The sequence below is a fragment of the Acinetobacter johnsonii ANC 3681 genome (assembly GCF_000368805.1).
Taxonomy (GTDB): Bacteria; Pseudomonadota; Gammaproteobacteria; order Pseudomonadales; family Moraxellaceae; genus Acinetobacter; species Acinetobacter johnsonii.
In genome coordinates this window covers 1,523,051-1,543,253 of the sequence record NZ_KB849705.1, presented here as the reverse complement: position 1 = coordinate 1,543,253, position 20,203 = coordinate 1,523,051, and the positions used below count along the sequence as shown (strand labels likewise).

18 protein-coding genes are annotated in these 20,203 nt (G+C 40.3%); 12 read left to right on the top strand and 6 right to left on the bottom strand.

What is annotated here, in order from left to right; translation table 11 throughout:
- Positions 1 to 41 precede the first annotated feature (41 nt).
- Positions 42 to 818: a class II aldolase/adducin family protein gene (locus F946_RS11560; protein ID WP_004982474.1), complete on the top strand. Its 777-nt coding sequence runs from the start codon at positions 42 to 44 to the stop codon at positions 816 to 818.
- 33 nt (positions 819 to 851) lie between these two features.
- Here the strand turns inward: F946_RS11560 and F946_RS11555 are convergent, their stop codons facing one another.
- Entirely contained in the window at positions 852 to 2,267 is a 1,416-nt protein-coding gene (locus F946_RS11555; protein WP_004982472.1) for an aminotransferase-like domain-containing protein, read from the bottom strand.
- A 127-nt stretch (positions 2,268 to 2,394) separates the two neighbouring features.
- Here F946_RS11555 and F946_RS11550 point away from each other — a divergent pair, with 127 nt between their 5' ends.
- Both F946_RS11550 and F946_RS11545 read left to right on the top strand, forming a co-directional pair.
- Positions 2,395 to 3,255, top strand: coding sequence for a DMT family transporter (locus tag F946_RS11550; RefSeq protein ID WP_004982470.1), 861 nt, complete (start codon positions 2,395 to 2,397; stop codon positions 3,253 to 3,255).
- 411 nt (positions 3,256 to 3,666) lie between these two features.
- On the top strand, positions 3,667 to 5,508 hold the full coding sequence (locus F946_RS11545; protein WP_004982468.1) for a monovalent cation:proton antiporter-2 (CPA2) family protein: 1,842 nt from the start codon (positions 3,667 to 3,669) through the stop codon (positions 5,506 to 5,508).
- Positions 5,509 to 5,626: 118 nt separating this feature from the next.
- On the opposite strand, the gene F946_RS11540 is transcribed toward F946_RS11545, so the two are convergent.
- On the bottom strand, positions 5,627 to 7,204 hold the full coding sequence (locus tag F946_RS11540) for a sensor domain-containing diguanylate cyclase (RefSeq protein WP_004982466.1): 1,578 nt from the start codon (positions 7,202 to 7,204) through the stop codon (positions 5,627 to 5,629).
- A 323-nt stretch (positions 7,205 to 7,527) separates the two neighbouring features.
- Between F946_RS11540 and F946_RS11535 the strand changes: the two genes are divergently transcribed.
- Positions 7,528 to 7,707: a hypothetical protein gene (locus tag F946_RS11535; protein ID WP_004982464.1), complete on the top strand. Its 180-nt coding sequence runs from the start codon at positions 7,528 to 7,530 to the stop codon at positions 7,705 to 7,707.
- 155 nt (positions 7,708 to 7,862) lie between these two features.
- Here F946_RS11535 and F946_RS11530 read toward each other — a convergent pair whose 3' ends face one another.
- Together F946_RS11530 and F946_RS11525 are read right to left on the bottom strand one after the other, a co-directional pair.
- Positions 7,863 to 8,093, bottom strand: a complete 231-nt coding sequence (locus F946_RS11530) for a DUF2171 domain-containing protein (RefSeq protein ID WP_004982463.1) — start codon at positions 8,091 to 8,093, stop codon at positions 7,863 to 7,865.
- A 183-nt stretch (positions 8,094 to 8,276) separates the two neighbouring features.
- A complete protein-coding gene (locus F946_RS11525) occupies positions 8,277 to 8,795 on the bottom strand; it encodes a serine O-acetyltransferase (RefSeq protein WP_035326747.1) in 519 nt (172 codons plus the stop codon).
- 524 nt (positions 8,796 to 9,319) lie between these two features.
- On the opposite strand from F946_RS11525, the gene F946_RS11520 reads away from it, so the two are divergent.
- A complete protein-coding gene (locus F946_RS11520) occupies positions 9,320 to 9,538 on the top strand; it encodes a hypothetical protein (RefSeq protein WP_004696033.1) in 219 nt (72 codons plus the stop codon).
- Positions 9,539 to 9,874: 336 nt separating this feature from the next.
- Here F946_RS11520 and F946_RS11515 read toward each other — a convergent pair whose 3' ends face one another.
- Positions 9,875 to 10,471 carry a hypothetical protein gene (locus F946_RS11515; protein ID WP_004982459.1) on the bottom strand — a complete coding sequence of 199 codons (597 nt, stop codon included), beginning with the start codon at positions 10,469 to 10,471 and terminating at the stop codon, positions 9,875 to 9,877.
- Between the two features lie 89 nt (positions 10,472 to 10,560).
- Positions 10,561 to 11,259: an exonuclease domain-containing protein gene (locus F946_RS11510; protein ID WP_004982458.1), complete on the bottom strand. Its 699-nt coding sequence runs from the start codon at positions 11,257 to 11,259 to the stop codon at positions 10,561 to 10,563.
- Between the two features lie 492 nt (positions 11,260 to 11,751).
- On the opposite strand from F946_RS11510, the gene F946_RS11505 reads away from it, so the two are divergent.
- The 7 genes from F946_RS11505 (at position 11,752) to ahpF (ending at position 19,948) form a co-directional block, all read left to right on the top strand.
- The gene (locus F946_RS11505; RefSeq protein WP_004982456.1) at positions 11,752 to 13,011 is read left to right on the top strand and encodes an alpha/beta hydrolase; all 1,260 of its coding nucleotides are present in this window, start codon (positions 11,752 to 11,754) and stop codon (positions 13,009 to 13,011) included.
- 156 nt (positions 13,012 to 13,167) lie between these two features.
- Positions 13,168 to 14,421, top strand: coding sequence for a serine hydroxymethyltransferase (glyA, locus tag F946_RS11500; protein WP_004982454.1), 1,254 nt, complete (start codon positions 13,168 to 13,170; stop codon positions 14,419 to 14,421).
- Positions 14,422 to 14,591: 170 nt separating this feature from the next.
- Complete coding sequence (gene rnk / locus F946_RS11495; RefSeq protein ID WP_004696044.1) at positions 14,592 to 14,996, top strand: nucleoside diphosphate kinase regulator; 405 nt, start codon at positions 14,592 to 14,594, stop codon at positions 14,994 to 14,996.
- A gap of 313 nt (positions 14,997 to 15,309) precedes the next feature.
- Complete coding sequence (locus F946_RS11490; RefSeq protein WP_004982453.1) at positions 15,310 to 16,098, top strand: hypothetical protein; 789 nt, start codon at positions 15,310 to 15,312, stop codon at positions 16,096 to 16,098.
- 19 nt (positions 16,099 to 16,117) lie between these two features.
- On the top strand, positions 16,118 to 17,251 hold the full coding sequence (locus F946_RS11485) for a toxic anion resistance protein (protein ID WP_004982450.1): 1,134 nt from the start codon (positions 16,118 to 16,120) through the stop codon (positions 17,249 to 17,251).
- Positions 17,252 to 17,284: 33 nt separating this feature from the next.
- Positions 17,285 to 18,211, top strand: coding sequence for a hypothetical protein (locus F946_RS11480; protein WP_004982449.1), 927 nt, complete (start codon positions 17,285 to 17,287; stop codon positions 18,209 to 18,211).
- 171 nt (positions 18,212 to 18,382) lie between these two features.
- Complete coding sequence (gene ahpF / locus F946_RS11475) at positions 18,383 to 19,948, top strand: alkyl hydroperoxide reductase subunit F (RefSeq protein WP_004982446.1); 1,566 nt, start codon at positions 18,383 to 18,385, stop codon at positions 19,946 to 19,948.
- Positions 19,949 to 20,203 lie beyond the last annotated feature (255 nt).

Genomic DNA, 20,203 nt, shown 5'->3' with positions numbered 1-20,203 from the left:
TCAATGTCAACTTTAATGGATAGAGATAATAGGGATAACAAATGACCAGTTTACATGCGATGAAAAGTCTAAAAGATGTCGTGTCAGAAAAAGAATGGGATGCGCGTTGTCAGCTTGCGGGGTTGTACCGTCTAATTGCGCATTTCCGCATGACCGATTTAATTGATACGCATATTAGTCTACGTGTCCCCGACGAAGACGGTCATTTTCTGATTAATCAATATGGCATTCCCTTTGAAAAAATGACGGCTTCGCATTTGGTTAAAATTGATTATGCAGGCAATATTATTGCGGATTATGATCAGGGGAAATTGGTCAATACCGCAGGTTTTGTGATTCACTCCGCGATCCATGATGCACGTAAAGATGTGCACTGCGTGATTCATACGCATACCGCAGATGGCATTGCAGTGTCTGCACAAAAACATGGTTTATTGCCTTTGTCTCAACATGCTTTGAAGTTTTATAACAAAGTTAGCTATCACGAGTATGAAGGGGTGGCGTTATTGACCGAAGAACGTGAGCGTCTTGTGAAAGACTTGGGGCAAAACCGAGTCATGATTTTACGTAATCATGGTTTGCTATCGACAGGGGATTCGATTCAACGTGCTTTCCACGAGATCTATTTCCTTGAACGCGCATGCCAAGCGCAGATTAAAGCGATGGCAGGTGGAGCAGAGCTTCATCTTCCGTCTGAAGCTGTACGTCAACACACAGCTCAACAGTTTGAAAGTGAATTGATTGAAATGGTGATGCTGAAAGCATGGAATGCCGCACTGTCTTTAATTGAGCATCAACGCGACGAGTATTGTTCATAAGCCATTCAACCATTTTAATAAAAGCCTCTATTTCTAAGTAGAGGCTTTTATTAAAATGGTTGAGTTTTGCTGTTGAGCTAACACATTTTTGAGCGTTTCGAAAATACGCGGATCTACCGATTGTGCGACATTGAAGCGTAAGAAATTCTGTGCATTTAAGGATTGGCTAAACGCATTTCCCGGCGCTAAAACAACGCCGTGTTTTAAACACTCTCGCGCAATGAGCGCAGCATCGAAACCGTCGGGAAGTTTACACCAGAGGAATATGCCCGCTTGTGGGACTAGCCACGGGTGAATATTTAAAGCTTCGAGCTGAGTGATGACTTTTTGTATTTCATGGGCAAGGCGTAAGCGCACTGTTTCCATATGCTTACGATATCCACTGTCTTTTAAGGCAATCAGCACCATATCGGCGGCAAGTCGGCCTCCACCAAAAGAGGTGGCGATCTTTAAATCGATTAGATTTTCAATCCATTCATTTTTGGCCACGATATAGCCACAGCGCAAAGAGGCTGAAATCGTTTTTGAAAAACTACTAACTTGAATGACACGATTGAGTCCATCAAAAGCAGCCAGTCGTGGGGCAGGGGTATGTTCAAAGTCGGCAAAAATATCATCTTCCACAATGACTAAATTGGTTTGATCGACCAATTTAAGTAAACGATGCGCCGTGACGGGGGAAAGCACTGCACCAGTTGGATTGTGTATACCTGAGTTGGTGATATACAGCCGTGGTGAGTGTTCAGCTAAAACAGACTGAAAGATCTCCAAATCTGGGCCATGGGGGGTATAGGGCACACTCACAATATTGATGCGATGGGCTTTGAGCAGCGCATGAAAATTAAAATAACAAGGGTCATCAACAATGACGGTATCGCCAGCTTCCAATAAAAAACGACAGATCAAATCAATTGCTTGCGTGCCAGATTCGGTGAGCATGATGTGTTCAGGCGAAGCTTCAACACCAATGTGGGTTAAACGACGAGAAATTAATTGTCGCAGTTCAGGATGTCCTGCTGGTGTTGCATATTCCACCAGTTCTAAGCGATCTGCTTTTGCCATGCTCCGCAGAGCACGTCGAACACCAGTCTCATATAACCATTCGGGTGGTAACCAGCCGCAACCCGGTTTGAGTGTGCTGTGATCTGTATCCAAGGCTTGTCTAGAGACCCATAAAGGATCGACCTCTCTATCTAGCTTAGGCCCCATTTGGGCTAAAGCCAGTGGCGCGACGGGGCCAGACACATAAAAGCCTGATCCGGGTTTAGACAGAATGATGCCTTCAGCCATTAAACGTTCATAGGCTTCGACAACGGTTGAAACAGAGACCTGCAATGTACGTGCTTGTTGGCGCACAGAAGGAAGGCGATGATTGGGGAGGTAGGTACGTGAGCTAATTTTAAGTTTAATTTCATCCATAACTGCATCAATTCGAGTTTGGCTACGCATTCCATTTCTCCTAAACTGTATGGGCTCTTTACACATAACAGTTTTTATTTATTGTATTGGATTGTATCTCGATTCAAACATGCGGTCTATGTTCAAATTGAGCGATTAACGATAAGAGAATCACGCCATGAAACAGGCAACCAGCGGCTGGGTAAACGGATTAATCGGTGTCGCTATTTTTGCGGGCTCTTTACCTGCAACACGGGTCGCCGTTGCCGATTTTAGCCCCATCTTTTTAACCAGTGCACGGGCCACAATTGCAGCGTTATTAGGATTATTTTTTCTGGTGTTACTTCGCCAAGCACGCCCGACCGCTTCAAACATACCTGCACTTGCAGGCAGTGCATTGGGCGTGGTCATCGGATTTCCACTCTTAACCGCTTTGGCCCTACAGCATGTAAGTTCTGCACATTCCATTGTTTTCTTAGGATTATTACCTATCAGTACTGCAATTTTTGCAGTTCTACGCGGAGGTGAACGACCCCAGCCACTTTTTTGGTTGTTTTCAGTGCTGGGAGCCATTTTTGTAGCAGGCTATGCTGCACTTGGAGAAACGAGTACCGCATGGAAAGGTGATTTATACATGTTGGCAGCAATTATTCTATGCGGACTAGGCTATGCAGAAGGAGCAAAACTTTCGCGAACACTGGGCGGTTGGCAAGTCATTAGTTGGGCTTTACTGCTCTCGTTACCTGTGATGTTGCCAATAGCATTATGGAGCATGCCTATCTCATTTCAGCATGTTAGTACAGCTGCATGGATAGGACTGGCTTATGTTTCTATCTTTAGCATGTTACTGGGTTCTGTGTTTTGGTATCGAGGATTAGCACAAGGCGGCATTGCATCTGTTGGTCAACTGCAATTATTCCAACCCTTTATGGGACTTGCACTTGCCGCTCTATTACTACATGAAAGCGTGAGTTGGATGATGTTGGTCGTCACTTTGGCAGCCATTATCTGTGTGGCTGGAGCGAGAAAATATGCTTGAACATACGACCTTCTACTTTATATTGATGGAGTAAAATTCCGAATGTCATCTCTATATCGTCAAAGATACAATTTATCTTTGACGATAGAATCTTACTAAACACTATTGTTAAGTATCTATCTGTTATAAAAATCTGGTCTTGATTATCTTCTGTTCATAAGTAGTGAGGTGTTTTTTATTCCTTGAATAAAATCTTGCTGTATAGCAACAATGCTGTATATAGTTTTAAACATAGGCTGGTCCAGCCATGCTTAATTCGCAGCATGTTGAGTGTTGATGATAAGCCTTCGGACATGCAGAGCGAAAAGATCACAGCTGAGAAGTTTTATCCGTACTGACATAGACCTTAATGAATAAAATTAAAATAGCGTGAAATTGGCATGGATTGCCAACAACCAAGATGAGAACAAAATGAGTGCAGAAGTAGATTCACTGGGACTGGTTGGGCCTGTTGTACTGTTGAGTGCAGCGGTCATTGCCGTCCCTATTTTTAAACGTATTGGTCTAGGTTCGATATTAGGCTACTTAATTGCTGGATTGATTATTGGGCCATTTGGTTTTGCCTTTTTTAACAATCCCACAGCCATTTTACATATTGCTGAACTCGGCATCGTGATGTATCTCTTTATCATCGGATTGGAGATGCAGCCTTCGCACTTATGGAGTTTGAGGAAAGAGATTTTTGGATTGGGCAGTTTGCAAATCCTTATTTCAGTCATTGCCTTAACGGGTATGGGCATGTTGTTTGGCTTTAGCTGGAAAATAGCGTTCATTGGAGCTGCGGGTTTTGTTCTGACGTCGACTGCGATTGTGATGCAACTGTTAAATGATCGTGGAGAGCTGCATCAACGACGTGGTCAAAAGATCGTGGCGATCTTATTGTTTGAAGACTTATTGATCGTTCCCTTATTGGCATTGGTTGCCTTTATGGCACCCAATCAAGCAGCGGAAAGCTCATCTATCGATTTACAAGGGATTGGCATCGGACTGTTGGCCATTGCTGGATTAATTGTTGCAGGGCATTGGTTACTCAATCCATTATTTAAAGTGCTAGCTGCTGCCAAAGCACGTGAAGTGATGACTGCTGCGGCGTTGTTGGTGGTCTTGGGCGCGGCATTGCTGATGCAACTCAGTGGTTTATCCATGGCACTGGGCGCATTTTTAGCGGGAGTGTTACTGTCCGAATCGACTTTCCGACACCAAATTGAAGCGGATATTGAACCCTTTCGAAGCTTATTACTCGGCTTATTCTTCTTGGGTGTCGGGATGTCTTTGGACTTGGCAGTGGTCAGACAAAATTGGCCGTTAATTGTCAGTGGTGTCATTGCGTTGATGTTGACCAAAGCGCTGATGATCTATGTAGTCGCGCGTTTGACCAAGAGTAATCATCCCGAGGCTTTAGATCGTGCCTTACTGATGGCGCAGGGGGGCGAGTTTGCCTTTGTATTGTTTAGTGCCGCGACGACAGCTCAAATTATTGACAATACCATCAAGTCGAATTTAACCGCGATCGTCGTATTGTCTATGGTGTTGACGCCAATCATCGGCGTGTTATTTAAACGCTTTACCCTTGAACAGGATGAAAGTTCTCTTGATCAGGTCAGGGTTGCCGATGGCTTAACGGGTAAAGTATTGATGATTGGTTTTGGTCGCTTTGGTCAAGTGGCCAGTCAGTTGTTATTGGCGCGTAGTGTGGATGTGACCATTATTGATAATGACGTCAATATGATTCAGAACGCGGAAAAGTTTGGTTTTGATGTCTACTATGGCGATGGATGTCGTTTAGATATTTTACATGCTTCAGGGGCAGATACCGCAGAAGCCATTTTAGTCTGTGTCGACCACAAAGAAACGATTAATAAAATTGTAGAGTTGGTGAATGCTGAATTTCCTTTGGCTAAGCTGATTGTTCGTTCCTATGACCGTGAACACGCGCTGTATTTGTCTAAGAAAAATGTCAGTCTGATGGTTCGAGAAACCTTTGAGTCTGCATTGGCTTTAGGTCAAATGGCCTTGCAGCAATTGGGAGCAAGTCAGGATGAAATTCAACAGGTGAGTGAGGATATCCGAGCTTTAGATAATCAACGTTTTGAAACGGAAGTTGCAGCTGATGATGTCAAAGCGGGTATAGGTATACAATATACGCAGCGCAACCCACGACCTACTGCACCCTTGATTAAGCCGCAACATACGGGGCAGTTGTTAAATGATGCAGAACTAGAAAAACCGAGCGAAGTAGATGATAGAACTTAAAAATATAAGTTGAATCATCTTGCATGAAAAGGCCTATTTTAGGCCTTTTCATTTTTGAACAGATGGATCTGAAAGCACTGCATGATTTGGCCTAATTTTATATTGAACGAAATCTATGTCAGTCCGATGATGTCGAACGGATACGATTTCGACCATCATTCTTGGCTTGATAGAGTTTTTGATCTGCCAATTTAATTACATCTTGAATATTTTCTGAGTCTTGAGGCCACGAGGCGATACCAATTGAAACCGTGATCGTGCCAATTGGGTCAATGTAGCTGTGTGCTACCGTTTTACGAAGTCGTTCAGCTGCTATATAGGCAATCTTTGGATCTTCGTGCACCACAAAGACAATAAATTCTTCTCCACCGACACGGCAGCACACATCATGTTGACGAAAGTTGCTTTTCATATGTGACGCTAACTTTTTCAATACGTGATCACCTTGATCATGGCCGTAGCTATCATTTACCGCTTTAAAGTGATCGATGTCCAATGTCAGTACCGAAAAAGGCGTATTGGTTGCTTCTAATTCATTTAAAAACAGTTTCATACCACGGCGGTTATAAAGTCCCGTCAGCGGATCGGTATTCACGTGTTGTTTAAGCTCTGCAATTTCATCTTTAAAATGTTTGGAGCTAAGCAAGAGAGCGGTGCGAAAGCGTAAAGCCTCAAAATACCAAGGATCGATGTTTTTAATGTCTTGATCAATATTTGGGCGCGTCAACATGCTGGCCATTTGTGCAAGCTTATTGAGTGGTGACGAAATCCAGTAAGAAAGTTTCCACACAAAAATGAACAAGAGTAAATAGAAGCCGAGCATAGCCAGTGTTACTTTAACGATGATCGAGTTGGCTTGGCTTAATAACTCTAACGTCGGTTGTTGTGACACCACAACCCAATTCACACTTGGAATTGCCGCAAACCCCGCAAGGTTTTCGATCCCTTTACTATTGACCAGTGCAATCTTTCCAGTGGGGTGGGAGGTAATATATTGCATCCCTGTGTTATTTTTTAATGAATCTCCAATGCGAGCTTTATCTGGATGGAAGATGATCTTATTTTTATTATCAACAACATAAGTATAACTTTTCTTATAAGAATAAGTGGTGGCTAAAAGTTCACTCACCAAGTTTTCTTTATTCAAATAAATCGAGCCCGTGACGATACCGAGGAACTCATTTTTACGATTAAAAATAGGCTGAGCAATCAGTACAATTAAATTGTTTGACAAGCCTTTGTATGGAGAGGAAATATAGGTTTTCTTGAGCTTTAATGCTTCGGTAATACCTGGAGTTTTATATTGTTTTTTTTGATTAACATGTAAAGTCTCGGGTGAGTATTCCAAAATAAAAGCATTTTTATCGATAATCGTGATTGAGTTAAATTTTTGTGATTGACCTTTGAGACGCGTAACTTCAGCTTTTAAAACCTGTTGATTGGAAAAATCTTGACCAACAATTTGAGCACTATAGCGAAGCTCACTCAACATACTTTCAAAATATTTGTCGGTACTAAATGCAATTTTTGAGGCATAGCGTTGATTGGCAGCTAAAGAGTTTTCGGTTAACTGCTCTTTGATGACATAGTTCAGAACAAAAATTGAAATTAGAAACAAGCTTGAGACACAGCCAATAATTAAAATCAAAATAAGTTTTTGTAAATCTAAACTATGAAAAACAGATTTCTTGATCACTCATGCCCCCAAGACAAGAACAGATTTTTTAAAGTTTTGTTGTGACGCCTGTAGAAGCTCACTTCTCATGACTGAAATCAATCTGGGTGAAAATTGATCGAATTTGCTTGCTGGTATTTTTCTAAGTATAGAGAAACTTCATATTAATATATATGTAATTTTTATATAAAAATTACATTAGTTTTCATTAAGATAATATGAATAGTACACAATAGCGCCTCATCAATCAAAAGCACTATTAAAGTTTAATGAAAACAACATTAAATTGACATGCCTAAACGTAATAATGAGCTCTTTATTATTTCGATCATTGGAGAACAAACATGAATGTCTTAGGCATCGGATTGATCATTTTATTATCATTCATCGGGTTAGGGGCACTCATTACCGGTTTTGCTGTGGGCGAAACATTCTTTATCGTGATTGGCTTACTTTTATTTATTATGGCTTTTTTGGTTTGGTTAAGTATTAAAGATAAAATTTCAAACCCTTTTAAAGATTAAGAATGTTGTGGTTGAGTAATTTTTATACTTTTACGATAGATCAATATTGATCAAGCTTAGATAGATGGATGTAGATTACGCTCTTTGCATCTAATTAGTGTGCCTATCATATGCAGTACCAGCCCAAAGGCTGGCAGCTTTGCAGTTTTTTGAGTCTATGCTTCAATCCAATTATCTTTAATTTCTTGGGCATCTTTGCTTAATATGACCTGATCCTCTCGAATTTCTCTTACCCATGCACTCGGGATAATATGATGTTTGCCATCACCATGTTTGGTGAGTTTGATCTCTTTACCTTCTATGTGGTCAACATCTCCAATCTTCGTTCCACATACGGCAATCACACTAGAATGTTCTTTAATGTCTGAAATATTAATCGTGGTCATAATGTACCTCTATCTTATTCATCGAACAAAAGCGAAGATTTACCCTAACCTAATTTCTCCTATTCATGAGCTTTTGAAATACAACAGCAACATATTATGTCTTAAAATTTACGGAGTATAAAAATTATCAGTCTATGTTTTATTTATAGAGTGCTAAGTTGATTAAATTATGCTGATGTTGTTTTAGTTGCAATTCAGCCAGCGTTTATTTACTGAATTTCCAGCATTATTATAGTGAATGACTTTTGCATAATTACCTACAGCTGTTGCATTATCAGGAATATCTTTGGTGACCACACTACCTGCACCGATGGTGGCATTATCGCCAATTTTAACATGATCGATAATACAGACATTTGGGCCAATATATACATTGTCGCCAATTACAGCGGCCTGACGACCGCCATTGGCACCAATCGTTGTAAACTGAGAAAGGTTGACATTGTTTCCAATCACAGTCGTTGGGTTGACAATCAAAGGTCCCCCATGACCGATGAACAAGCCATAGCCAATTTTTGTGGTGCAGTGGATATCGATCCCGTATTTCTTCTTCTTATAATAAAAAATAGGGTAGGCCAGTTTGCCAATCCACGATTTTGAAGCCGAAAGAGGTAACCAAACGCTAAAGTTAAAACCACGATTAAACAAATAAGTTTTGAGGAATGAGCTTAGTTTTGTATTTATAAATGACTCAAAATCAATTGAACTAACATGGAAAAGAGCTCATAGGTTGAATGCGCGATTTTACTTGATTTGACGCTGAGATGTTATCTCGATTTTGCCTTTCAGTAAGGTCTCTTATTTTTTTAAAATATCAATTGGCTTTTATTTGTACTGTTGTTTCGAAATGTCATAGACCCTTGTCGATAGTGAAAAATGCTTTTATATTGTAGTTACAGTAGGTCGATAACTAAGACGCTACGATGTAGTTGGACGGATCAATGACAGCTCGTTGAGTTTGAAACGAAATGTTCAAACAATAAATCAGCACTAGCCTTCCAACATAGAAAAGCTCGCAGCAATGCGAGCTTTTTTTATGTGAAAAAATATGACTATGTATCTCGGTTGTTAAACATATTTGATTTAAGTTTATGATTTATAGTTATGATTTTGAAAATATTTATATAAATTAACATTGCGATAAATTCTAACAACTCAAGGGGCGGTGTTGGAAAAAACTTGTGCTATAAGATTAAGCAGAGCTAAAAAAGAAAAGGAAAATGACTATGACTCAGCTTGTAGATGTAAAGGTAAAGGACCAGTACAGTCAAACGTATAATGTGAAGGCCCAGTTAAGACAAGTACCTGAAAACTCCGAAGCAGAACGTTTGGATTTGTTTAAACGAATTGAACATATCGTTGTTGATGGTGAAGTGATTCTGCCTAGTATTGAACTGTTATTTGAAAGTCGACAAACGGAAAATATATACCGAGTTGTTGATTAACCCTATTGAAAAAAGCCCATCTTTACATGGGCTTTTTTTTATGGGCGATCTATATCGAGTTAAGTTAGGCCATCGAAGAATATAAGGGATAAATTTTTGTGCGATTATATTGAAGATCCTAAAGTGAAATTAGGATATCACTTCACACATAGTTATTATTTATCAAGCTGTTTGATAAATGGTTCGAGTAACCATTGTGCCAAAGTCTGAAAAGTCGATGAAAGACATTAGGATTTTTTGCCTGAATAATAAAACAATAGATTGCTAATCAAACTCGTAGTCTTTAAATCTTAACTAAGACCGAAAAAGACTCAATTATCCATTGAATTTATTTCTTTAAGCTGCTTGCAAACGCAACAGTGAATGATTGATCTGTTGTAAGTGTTGATTGAGTGCTGTGGGTTCTATTCGACTTTCCTGTAACGTCGTAATCCATTGCATTTGGCAGCGTTTGAGACTGTGTAAGTCTGTCGCCGATTGAATTTGAAGAATGAGTTGTTTTGCCATTAAGCCACAATAACGTTGTAATAAGCTCATCATCAAATCGCGTGTTTCTTCAAAGCTATAAGCTTTAAGTGGTGGGGCTGGGCTTTGTGTAGGAGCAGGTGGTGCAGGAGTCTGCGCTTTGCTGTTTAAATCTATTGGATTGACGCTATTTTGACTATTTTCTAGTAGTGAGGCAGGTGGTTGAGATTTGGATAGAGGCTCTATTGGGCTAGAGACGTGAGCTGTTTGTGTGGAATGAATTAAACCCAATTCAATTAATTGTCCGAGGATTTCAGGCGTTGCGATGCGTTGTTTGAACTGGTCAGCCAATTGTTCAAAATCTTCTGTACCAATTAAAACCAATAGTCGTCTTTGACGCGCATTGAGTGGGATATGACGTTGTTGTAAAGCATCTAAACCCAATGCTGTCTTTTGATAATGATTCATACCTTAATTTACTCCCCCGAACAAATAAATTAAGGCTGAACATACAGGGTGAAAATTACAACAATATTAAGAATTTATGACAATACATTTTAGAGCGTTTTAATGCTCGTATTTTCTAAAGCTTTGCGTAAGTAAGGATCGAGTTCATCTTGACGCATTAACCACTGAATATAGTCAGCAGGGAGTTCAGCAATCGCTGTTCCGCGATGTTTGCCAAAATTAATGACTCGCGGAATACGAGCATCTTCAGAGACAGCAAATAATTGTTCCATGCTGTTTATTTTTAATTGATGAACCACATGCATTAAAATATTGGCCGTTAAAATAATATCCATATCGGCACGATGAGCTTTTTTAATCATTTCACGGGCTTTTTCACTGCCTTTTGCAATCATATAAATGAGTGCCGAAATATTGTGGGCTTCAGCATCAGGCCAGACCAAACGTGCAAGAGCGAGTGTACAAATCGCTTTAATATGAGAAGTATCGACACCACATTTTTCGATAGCACGAATATCATAATCAATATTATGACCAATGATGTATTGCGTTTCTGCAGGTAGTTTAAAGGTCGTATAGTGAGGCTTCCCAACGAGGTCTGACTCTAAAATATGATGCACAGCCATCGCTGCGAATGAGATTGGTTCATCGACGGTATAGAGCTGATCAAATACTTGGCTTTTGTCTAGGCTTAATTTGCCATTTGCAATTTCAATCGGTGCATATGCAATCTCAATGGGTTGACCATTTAGGGTATGGGTTTCTGTGTCGAGAATAATGGCTTGCATGTGCATATCCGAAAATTAAAAGCTGAATAAATTTATCATTTTCAAGACTATCAAGACAGCCTATGACTGCCAGATTTGTGTTTTATTCGCTGATTTTGTGCGGTGATGGTGTTTAAATCATCTGGTGAAGCTAGGTGATTAGAGATCAGGCTTTATTAAGCAAGGGAAAAGTTGGAAACTACTTGTCGATTTATTTAGGCGGGTTTAAAAGTTGCAATCAGGCCTAAAATTAAAATAATTCTTTGGGATTTGGTTCAAACAAAGACTAGAGAAGAGCTCACTGCCTCAATTCAGTTGTAGGATCAGGATTTATTTTGAACTCCCAATGACCTGTTTTTATAACCATGGTGAGTGCGCATTTGCAGACAATGTTCACTTTGTATCATTCTCGTAACTGGTCTTGCCATGCGTCATTTTGAGGCGTAAATCATTAATGTATTCAAGTGATTTGAATCGTTACAACAAGAAAAAATGTCATAAAGGAATTTTAAGATGAAAAAACATATATTGGCCGTGTTCGTCAGTAGTTCTATGCTTGTTTTAACAGCCTGTGGAGGAGGGGATGGCGATTCAACTTCTGTTATCGTAGATGACGGGATTCCTAAAAATAATATTGTTAATCCAGTGGTTAGAGTAGAGGCTTATACCGATGTAGATACTAACGCTAATGTTGTGTTGGATAGTGTGAGTAATTCTAAAACATTGATGACCTATTTAATGCGCGGGGTCAATGGAAGTGAAACGCAAGCAACAGCTTTAGTCTTTAAACCTAAAGGACCAATTCCATCAGGCGGTTGGCCGATAGTTGCATGGGCGCATGGAACTACAGGTGTTGCTGATCAATGTGCCCCGAGTCAGCAAGGTTTAGGTGGAAACGAATTCTTAATTGCAAAGTTACTTGCAGCAGGTTACGCCGTGGTTGCTCCAGATTATGAAGGTTTAGGTGAACCTGGAGGTCGTGAGTTACATCCATTTTTAAATCTGAAAAGTGAGGCTTATTCGATCACAGACGCAGTTGTTGCCGCGAGTAAAAATTTAGGGAATACAGCGGAGAAACGGTGGACTGTTATTGGCCATTCTCAAGGGGGACATGCCGCATTAGGTGCTGCTGAGAATGCATCAAGAGCACAGCTCGATTACAAAGGCGCTATTGCGATTGCACCAGCATCCAACCTGAGTTTAATCCTCACAGGTGGTGAGCAGCAAGCTGCTACGGAAACGGATCTAACGAAAAAAATTAATATTCTTGCGCCATTAGATACTTTTACTGCTTTAATTACAGCAGGATTAAGAAATCCTTACCCAGCATTACGCTATAGTGAAGTCTTTGAAATTCCAACAGATGATATTGCGAGACAAGCTGAGTCTCTATGTTATACGCTATTAGGAGGTACTTTTCGTGCCCCAATGGTCGATTACGCAGACATTTTTGGAACAATAGAGGGATATCCACGTACCCAAACTGGGTTTATGACCAATATTCCGGAAGTAAAAGATTTTCTGGCAAATGGTTCTCAGCCTTTGAAAAAGAAGATAAGTACTCCAATCATTATTTATCAAGGATCATTTGATGAGACTGTGCCTAGAACGGTTACGGATTTATTAGTAAATACTGCCCCAGCGGGGACAGTCATTACTTACAAAAATGATGGACTACTTGCTCCAGTTGATAAATGGAATCATACGACTGTTTATACTCGTAATTTGGATAATTTTGTGACCGATGTCAAAACTCTCATGCCAATTCAGTAATTTGCTTTGACTCAAATCGCTCATGGAGTTCTGCTTCATGAGCGATTTTTTATTTAAAACTGCGTAAAGTTCGTTCTCGAACTTTATAAACTTCATGCTACAATACGCGCCAATCTTAGCACGGCTTAAAAGCCCTAATTTCATAGGACCTCGCTAATGTTTGCCAATATCTCAATTGCTGAATTTGATCCAGAAATCGCGCAAGCAATCACAAATGAAGATGCTCGCCAAGAAGCGCACATCGAACTGATTGCTTCTGAAAACTATTGCTCTCCAGCAGTAATGGAAGCGCAAGGTTCAAAACTTACAAACAAATATGCTGAAGGCTACCCAGGCAAACGCTACTACGGCGGTTGTGAATATGTAGACGTGATTGAACAATTAGCGATTGACCGTGCTAAAGAGCTTTTCGGTGCAGATTACGCAAACGTTCAACCACATGCAGGTTCACAAGCAAACTCTGCTGTTTACTTAGCTCTTCTTAACCCAGGCGACACTGTTTTGGGTATGAGTTTGGCTCACGGTGGTCACTTGACTCACGGTGCTAAAGTAAGTTTTTCTGGTAAAACATACAACGCAATTCAGTACGGTTTAAACCCTGAAACTGGCGAAATTGATTACGAAGAAGTTGAGCGTTTAGCAGTTGAGCACAAGCCACGTATGATCGTAGCTGGTTTCTCTGCTTATAGCCAAATTGTAGATTGGCAGCGTTTCCGTGACATCGCGGATAAAGTTGGCGCTTACCTATTTGTAGATATGGCTCACGTTGCTGGTCTAGTTGCTGCTGGTGTTTACCCAAGCCCAGTTCAGATTGCTGACGTAACAACAACCACTACACACAAAACACTTCGTGGCCCACGTTCAGGTTTAATCCTTGCGAAAGCAAACGAAGAAATTGAGAAAAAATTACAATCAGCTGTATTCCCTGGCAACCAAGGTGGTCCATTGGTTCATGCGGTAGCGGCTAAAGCGATTTGCTTTAAAGAAGCAATGGCTCCTGAATACAAAGTTTACCAACAACAAGTGGTGAAGAACGCTCAAGCAATGGCTGAAGTTCTCATTGCTCGTGGTTATGACATCGTTTCTGGCGGTACAGAAAACCACTTGTTCTTGTTATCTCTTATTAAGCAAGATGTAACAGGTAAAGAAGCAGATGCATGGTTAGGTGCAGCTCATATTACTGTGAACAAAAATGCTGTACCAAATGACCCGCGCTCACCATTTGTGACTTCTGGTATCCGTATTGGTACACCAGCTGTGACGACTCGTGGTTTCGGCGAAGCTGAAGTACGTGAACTTGCTGGTTGGATCGCTGATATCCTAGACAGTAAAGGTGATGAAGCTGTGATTAACGCTGTTAAAGCGAAAGTTGAAGCTGTTTGTGCGAAATTTCCTGTTTACGCAAACTAAGTTCTGACTTGAGAAAGCCCCCTCAAGGGGGCTTTTTTTATAGCATTAAAAAATCAAAATCAGTTGAAATGTAATTTAGACTGCATTTCTGATATAACAGAAGTTATAGGCTAATAAATTATTTTTAATAAGAATTTTATTCATACCGTATTCAAATAGGAATGCAGCACATGGCAAACCCAGCAATTATCATTTCTGAGCAGGATCTTCATCGTTTAGAAACGATGTTAGAACATCAGCCTAAACTTACACCGACCATGCAGTTGCTTGAAGAAGAATTGGCACGCGCCGATGTTGTTGCTCCACAAGATATGCCTGCCAATGTGGTAACGATGAATGCAAAAGTTTTACTGACCATTGCGCCATCTACAGAAGCATCTGAAATTACCTTGGTTTATCCGCATGATTTTAAAGGCGAGAAAGGACAGGTTAATGTTGTAGCCCCAATTGGTGCAGCAATTCTTGGCTTAGCTGAAGGTCAAGAAATTGAATGGCCGCAGCCAGATGGTCAAATGATGAAAGTCAAAATTGAAAAAGTGGTTTATCAACCTGAGCGTGAAGGCGATTATTTATAATATCGAAACACCTCATTTTAAAGCCATGTTGATCATGGCTTTTTTATGACTTCAAATATGCGTTTTGTTTCATAAAGGATTGTAACTCCATAGAAGATAAAAACAGAGTATGTATTGATTGGATCTTTTATTTCTACTCAATAGGTTTGGGTCCTAGTACGAATAGAGTACTTAATAACAGATATAACCTTCGTGATAATTTCTACGGCACAAAAGATGTCACAGCATTTTTGCAAAAATCTACATGTTATTTGACATAAAAGCTGTACTATAAAAATGATTTTATTCAATTTCTTTATTGGGTTAAAGCACTATGGCACAAATTGACGTTCTTGTTCCTTTAAGGGATATACTAGTCAATTCAGATGAACTTTTAAGTATCCAGCGTAATGATTTGGTTCCGTTGCTGAACGATCAATATCGTCTCAATCATTATGCAGATGGTGTCATTCAAGCGCAGTCTGTGCTGTTAAATGGAGTGGACCCGCAGCTCACTTTACAGTTGAGTCAGACCATTGAGCAACTGATCCAGTCACTGGCTGACTCAAAAAAATATCTGAAGAAGCGAAAATTTAATGGGCTGCAAAAGTGGCTCGGGATTGATGTTGAATATGGTTCGGCCCAAGTTGAATACTATAAAAAACTGGATCAGCTGCTGGATCGAGCCAATCATCTCAGCCAAAAATTGCAAATCGAAATTCAAAAGTCGCAAGCGCGCTATCAGCAGTTAACAGGCTTACGTGAGCAAATGGCCAAATATATATCTGCGGCTGAAGCATTTTTAATGGAATATCCTAAATTTGTGAAGAATGCACATCCTTTAGATAATTTTGCAGAACGTTTATCCAAGAAAATAAACAGCTTGCAGACTTTGCAAAGCAGTAATGATATTGCGATTACGCAAATGCAGTTGTCACAGCAGCTTTCACTGAGTTTGTTAGACCGATATAAAGAGGCACAACAGGTCTTGATCCCAGCATGGCAATATCATGTCAAACAATCGCAGCAATCAAGCTCGACAATTGAACTGGAAAAGCTCGATAATAGCCGTGAAAAATTGATTCATACCTTAAAAAAATCACTACAGAAACCAACACTTTAAGAAATAGATTAGGTGAATTATGACCAACTCAGAACAAAACAGCCTTGTGGTAGAGCCAACCACTGAAGTGATTGAACAGAAGTTTCAACAGTTAAATTTGCAAGAAATTGGCTTGCAACAAGATGACTTCAATGCAGTCTTGGCAGCGCGGAAAGAGTTGGCAGAAATCAACCATAACGCCGTGGCGGAGTATGGTAAAAATATTGCGACACAAACCTCTGGATATACCGATGAATTGTTAAATTTGGTGCAAAACAAGGACCTTGATGAAACAGGGCAAAAGCTGAATCAGGTGGTACAAGTCGCACAACAGCTCAATACCTCAAGTATCTTAAATAAAAAGAAAAATTCAGGTTTCTTCGGTGGCTTGATGAGCAAAATTAAAGGCGCAAAGAATAATATTGATATGCACTTTAATACCACCAAAGAACAGATAGATACTTTGGTGAAAGAAATTGAAAAATCGCAGTCTGGTTTAAAAGCACGTGTTGATACGCTCGATCGGATGTTTCATGGTGTACAAAGTGAATATAAACAGCTCGGTGTCTATATCGCAGCAGGTAAGTTGAAACAGGATGAAATTCAGCAGGAAATCTCAACACTGACTGCACAGGGGCAAGACCAAACCACGACACAGAGAGTTTACGACCTCAATCATTTAGCCAATAATTTGGAAAAACGTGTGAGTGATTTGCAGGTTTTACAACAATCAGCCATGCAAACATTACCGATGATTCGTATTATTCAGTCTAATAATTTGATGTTGGTCGATAAGTTTTATGCGATTAAAAACATCACATTGCCTGCATGGAAAAATCAAATTAGTTTGGCGATTTCTTTAAATGAGCAGAAGAATAGTGTGCAGTTGGCCAATACCATTGATGATGCGACCAATGACTTATTGAAGCGTAATGCCGATTTGTTACATCAAAACTCAGTAGATACAGCAAAAGCCAATCAACGTTCAGTGATTGATATTGAGACGCTTGAACATGTACAAAACACCCTCATTAAAACAGTAAATGATGTGATTCAAATACAAAAAGAAGGGATGCAGAAACGTGCTGAAGCAACCACACGTTTGCGTAGTTTGCAGGACAATTTGAATCAATTGGTTTTAGACTCGAGTTCTAATCGTACGACACCATCTTAATGCCGAGTTGGGTGGTCGATAGAGGAGAAGTATTTGCCTTCCTTAGATGAGTATGTTGTTCAGCCTCAACACATTGAACAAGGCGTGGTTGCACTCAAACAACGTCAACGTAAACTGAGTTTATGGTGTATGTTGAGTGCCGCCTTGTTTATTGCTTCCAGCATTAGCTATTTTCTACAACCTGATTTTGTCTATAGCTTTTTTGGACTGAGCACTGAAATACAGCAACTTCATATGCCCATGAGTGTCGATGAGAATCTCGCATCACTTGGACATCAGCCAGATTATTTTCTGAATTTGCTGTCGTGGTTTGGTTGGCTTGTGCTCAAGATCATGGTGTCTTTTATTGGGGCATTCATACTAGTGCACTATGCACGGAAAATTCATTTTTTCTATGTACGTTTTCAATCTTTTATACTGAAGTTTGTGGCATGGCTGATTGCCTTTATTCTGCTTTGGTCTGGGCTGACTTATGTGCAATATGATTTAAAAGATGATGAAAGCGAGGCTTTTCAGCAAATCGTACACTACGATAAAAACATTCAGCAAAGTGAAATAGCACAGTATATGCAGCAGTCACAAATACAAATGCCTGTAAAACATTATTTGCTTGCGCAGACGGCATTGTTACACCAACCTGTCGATAAAAATGCAGCAATTCCGCATGTGCTTGCTCTGGTCCAAGCAGAAAAAACCGATTCACATTTTATTGAATATGGGTTTAAGCCTGAACAGTTATGGGCGATGCAGCATCAACTCTATGGCAAAACACTCACGCCGATGGCTGCAAGTGTAGAAAAACAAGTTCAGCAAGCAGCGCAGTTCACGAAGGTTATGCAATTCTTTTCGCTTATCTTGATGCTACTGATGGCGGTACTAAGCACTGTGTTGTTTGGTTTGACGCGTCAGTTAAAGGCCAGAACCCTCAGAATTGAACAGCGGATGCAAAGTGAATCTTAAGCTTTGACTTCGTAAAAAGTCCTGCGGGGTAGCGGGACTTTATTATGATGAATATCTTTAAATCTATAAAACCGATTATTAAAATAAAAACAAACTGTTTTATCTATTTTTAGATTTACTCTATGATTCTTCTATCAAATAAATTTATAGACTGCTTTGGAGAGCTTAACAATGTTAGATCAAAATACTTCAGCTCAATTAAAAACACTTCTTGAACGCCTAGAAGGTCCGATTGAATTGGTTGCGACTTTGAACGGTACTGAGAAATCAGACAAAATCAAAGAATTGGTTGAAGAGGTTGCAGCACTGTCTCCACTGGTGACTGCACGTTTTGATGGTCAAAACGCACGTGCACCGAGCTTTGGTGTGGCAAAGGCCGGTGAAGAGCCGCGTGTCTTCTTTGCGGGTTTACCAATGGGGCATGAGTTTACCTCTTTGATCTTGGCATTGTTACAAACCTCAGGTTATGCACCCAAAGTATCGGATGAAGTTTTAGCTTCAATCAAAGGTTTAGGCATCCAGTCTGACTTTGATGTATTTGTCTCTTTAAGCTGTCATAACTGCCCAGACGTGGTGCAAGCCTTAAATCTGATTGCCATTTACAATCCAGGCACGACAGCAACTATGATTGATGGTGCATTCTTCCAAGACGAAGTTGAAGAACGCAAAATCATGGCTGTACCGATGGTGTTCCAAGACAACAACCATATTGGTCAAGGCCGTATGACCTTGGAAGAAATTATTGCCAAACTGGATACCAATTCCGCTACCAAAGAAGCTGAAAAACTCAATGCCAAAGCTGCTTTTGATGTTTTAGTGATTGGTGGTGGTCCTGCAGGAAATACCTCTGCCATTTATGCTGCACGTAAAGGCATTAAAACAGGGATTGTGGCTGAACGTATGGGTGGTCAAGTCATGGATACCATGGACATTGAAAACTATACCTCAATTCAAAAGACCCAAGGGCCGAAGTTTGCTGCTGAAATGGAAGCACATGTACGTGAGTACGGTGTGGACATCATGAACTTACAACGTGTTTCTAACATCAAAGGTGCAGATGAGACAGCGAATGGCTTGGTTGAAGTCACTTTAGAAAATGGTGCGAAGCTTGAATCTAAAACAGTCATCCTTTCAACAGGTGCACGTTGGAGAGAAATGAATGTGCCGGGCGAAGCAGAATACCGTACCCGCGGTGTTGCCTACTGCCCACACTGTGATGGCCCACTGTTTAAAGGCAAACGTGTAGCAGTAATAGGCGGAGGGAACTCAGGTGTCGAAGCCGCGATTGATCTTGCTGGGATTGTAGAACATGTGACTTTGGTTGAGTTTGATACCAAACTACGTGCTGACCAAGTGTTGCAAGACAAATTGCATAGCTTGCCTAATACCACAGTGATCCTGAACGCACTCTCAACTGAAGTTGTGGGTGATGGTAAGCAAGTGACGGCATTGAAATATAAAGACCGTGCAACTGATGTAGAACATACGGTTGAGCTTGCAGGAATCTTTGTGCAAATTGGTTTATTGCCAAACACCGATTTCTTAAAAGAAACAACGGTTGAGCTTTCAAACCGTGGTGAGATTGTGATTAACGATCGCAACGAAACCAATGTCAAAGGTGTATTTGCCGCAGGTGACTGTACGACTGTGCCATACAAGCAAATCATCATTGCCACAGGTGAAGGCGCGAAAGCAGCTCTGTCTGCTTTTGATTATATTATTCGTTCTGGGCTGTAAGTGTGAAATGAAAAAGCCAACGCTCTCCCAAAATATACGTTGGCTTTTTCCCTTTATGTTGTATCGCTGATCTTTGGTTTTACCCTTGATAGGAACTGAGTCACTAACAGCTCAGTTCCTTTTTTTTCGTTTAAAGCAAATATCTTCTACAAAGAAAAAGCCAAAGTGCTCCCCAGTCACTTTGGCTTTTTCATTTAGTTGTTGTTTATTGTTATTCTTTGCCCAGTTTTTGTTTTGAAACTCTGAGTGTGGTCA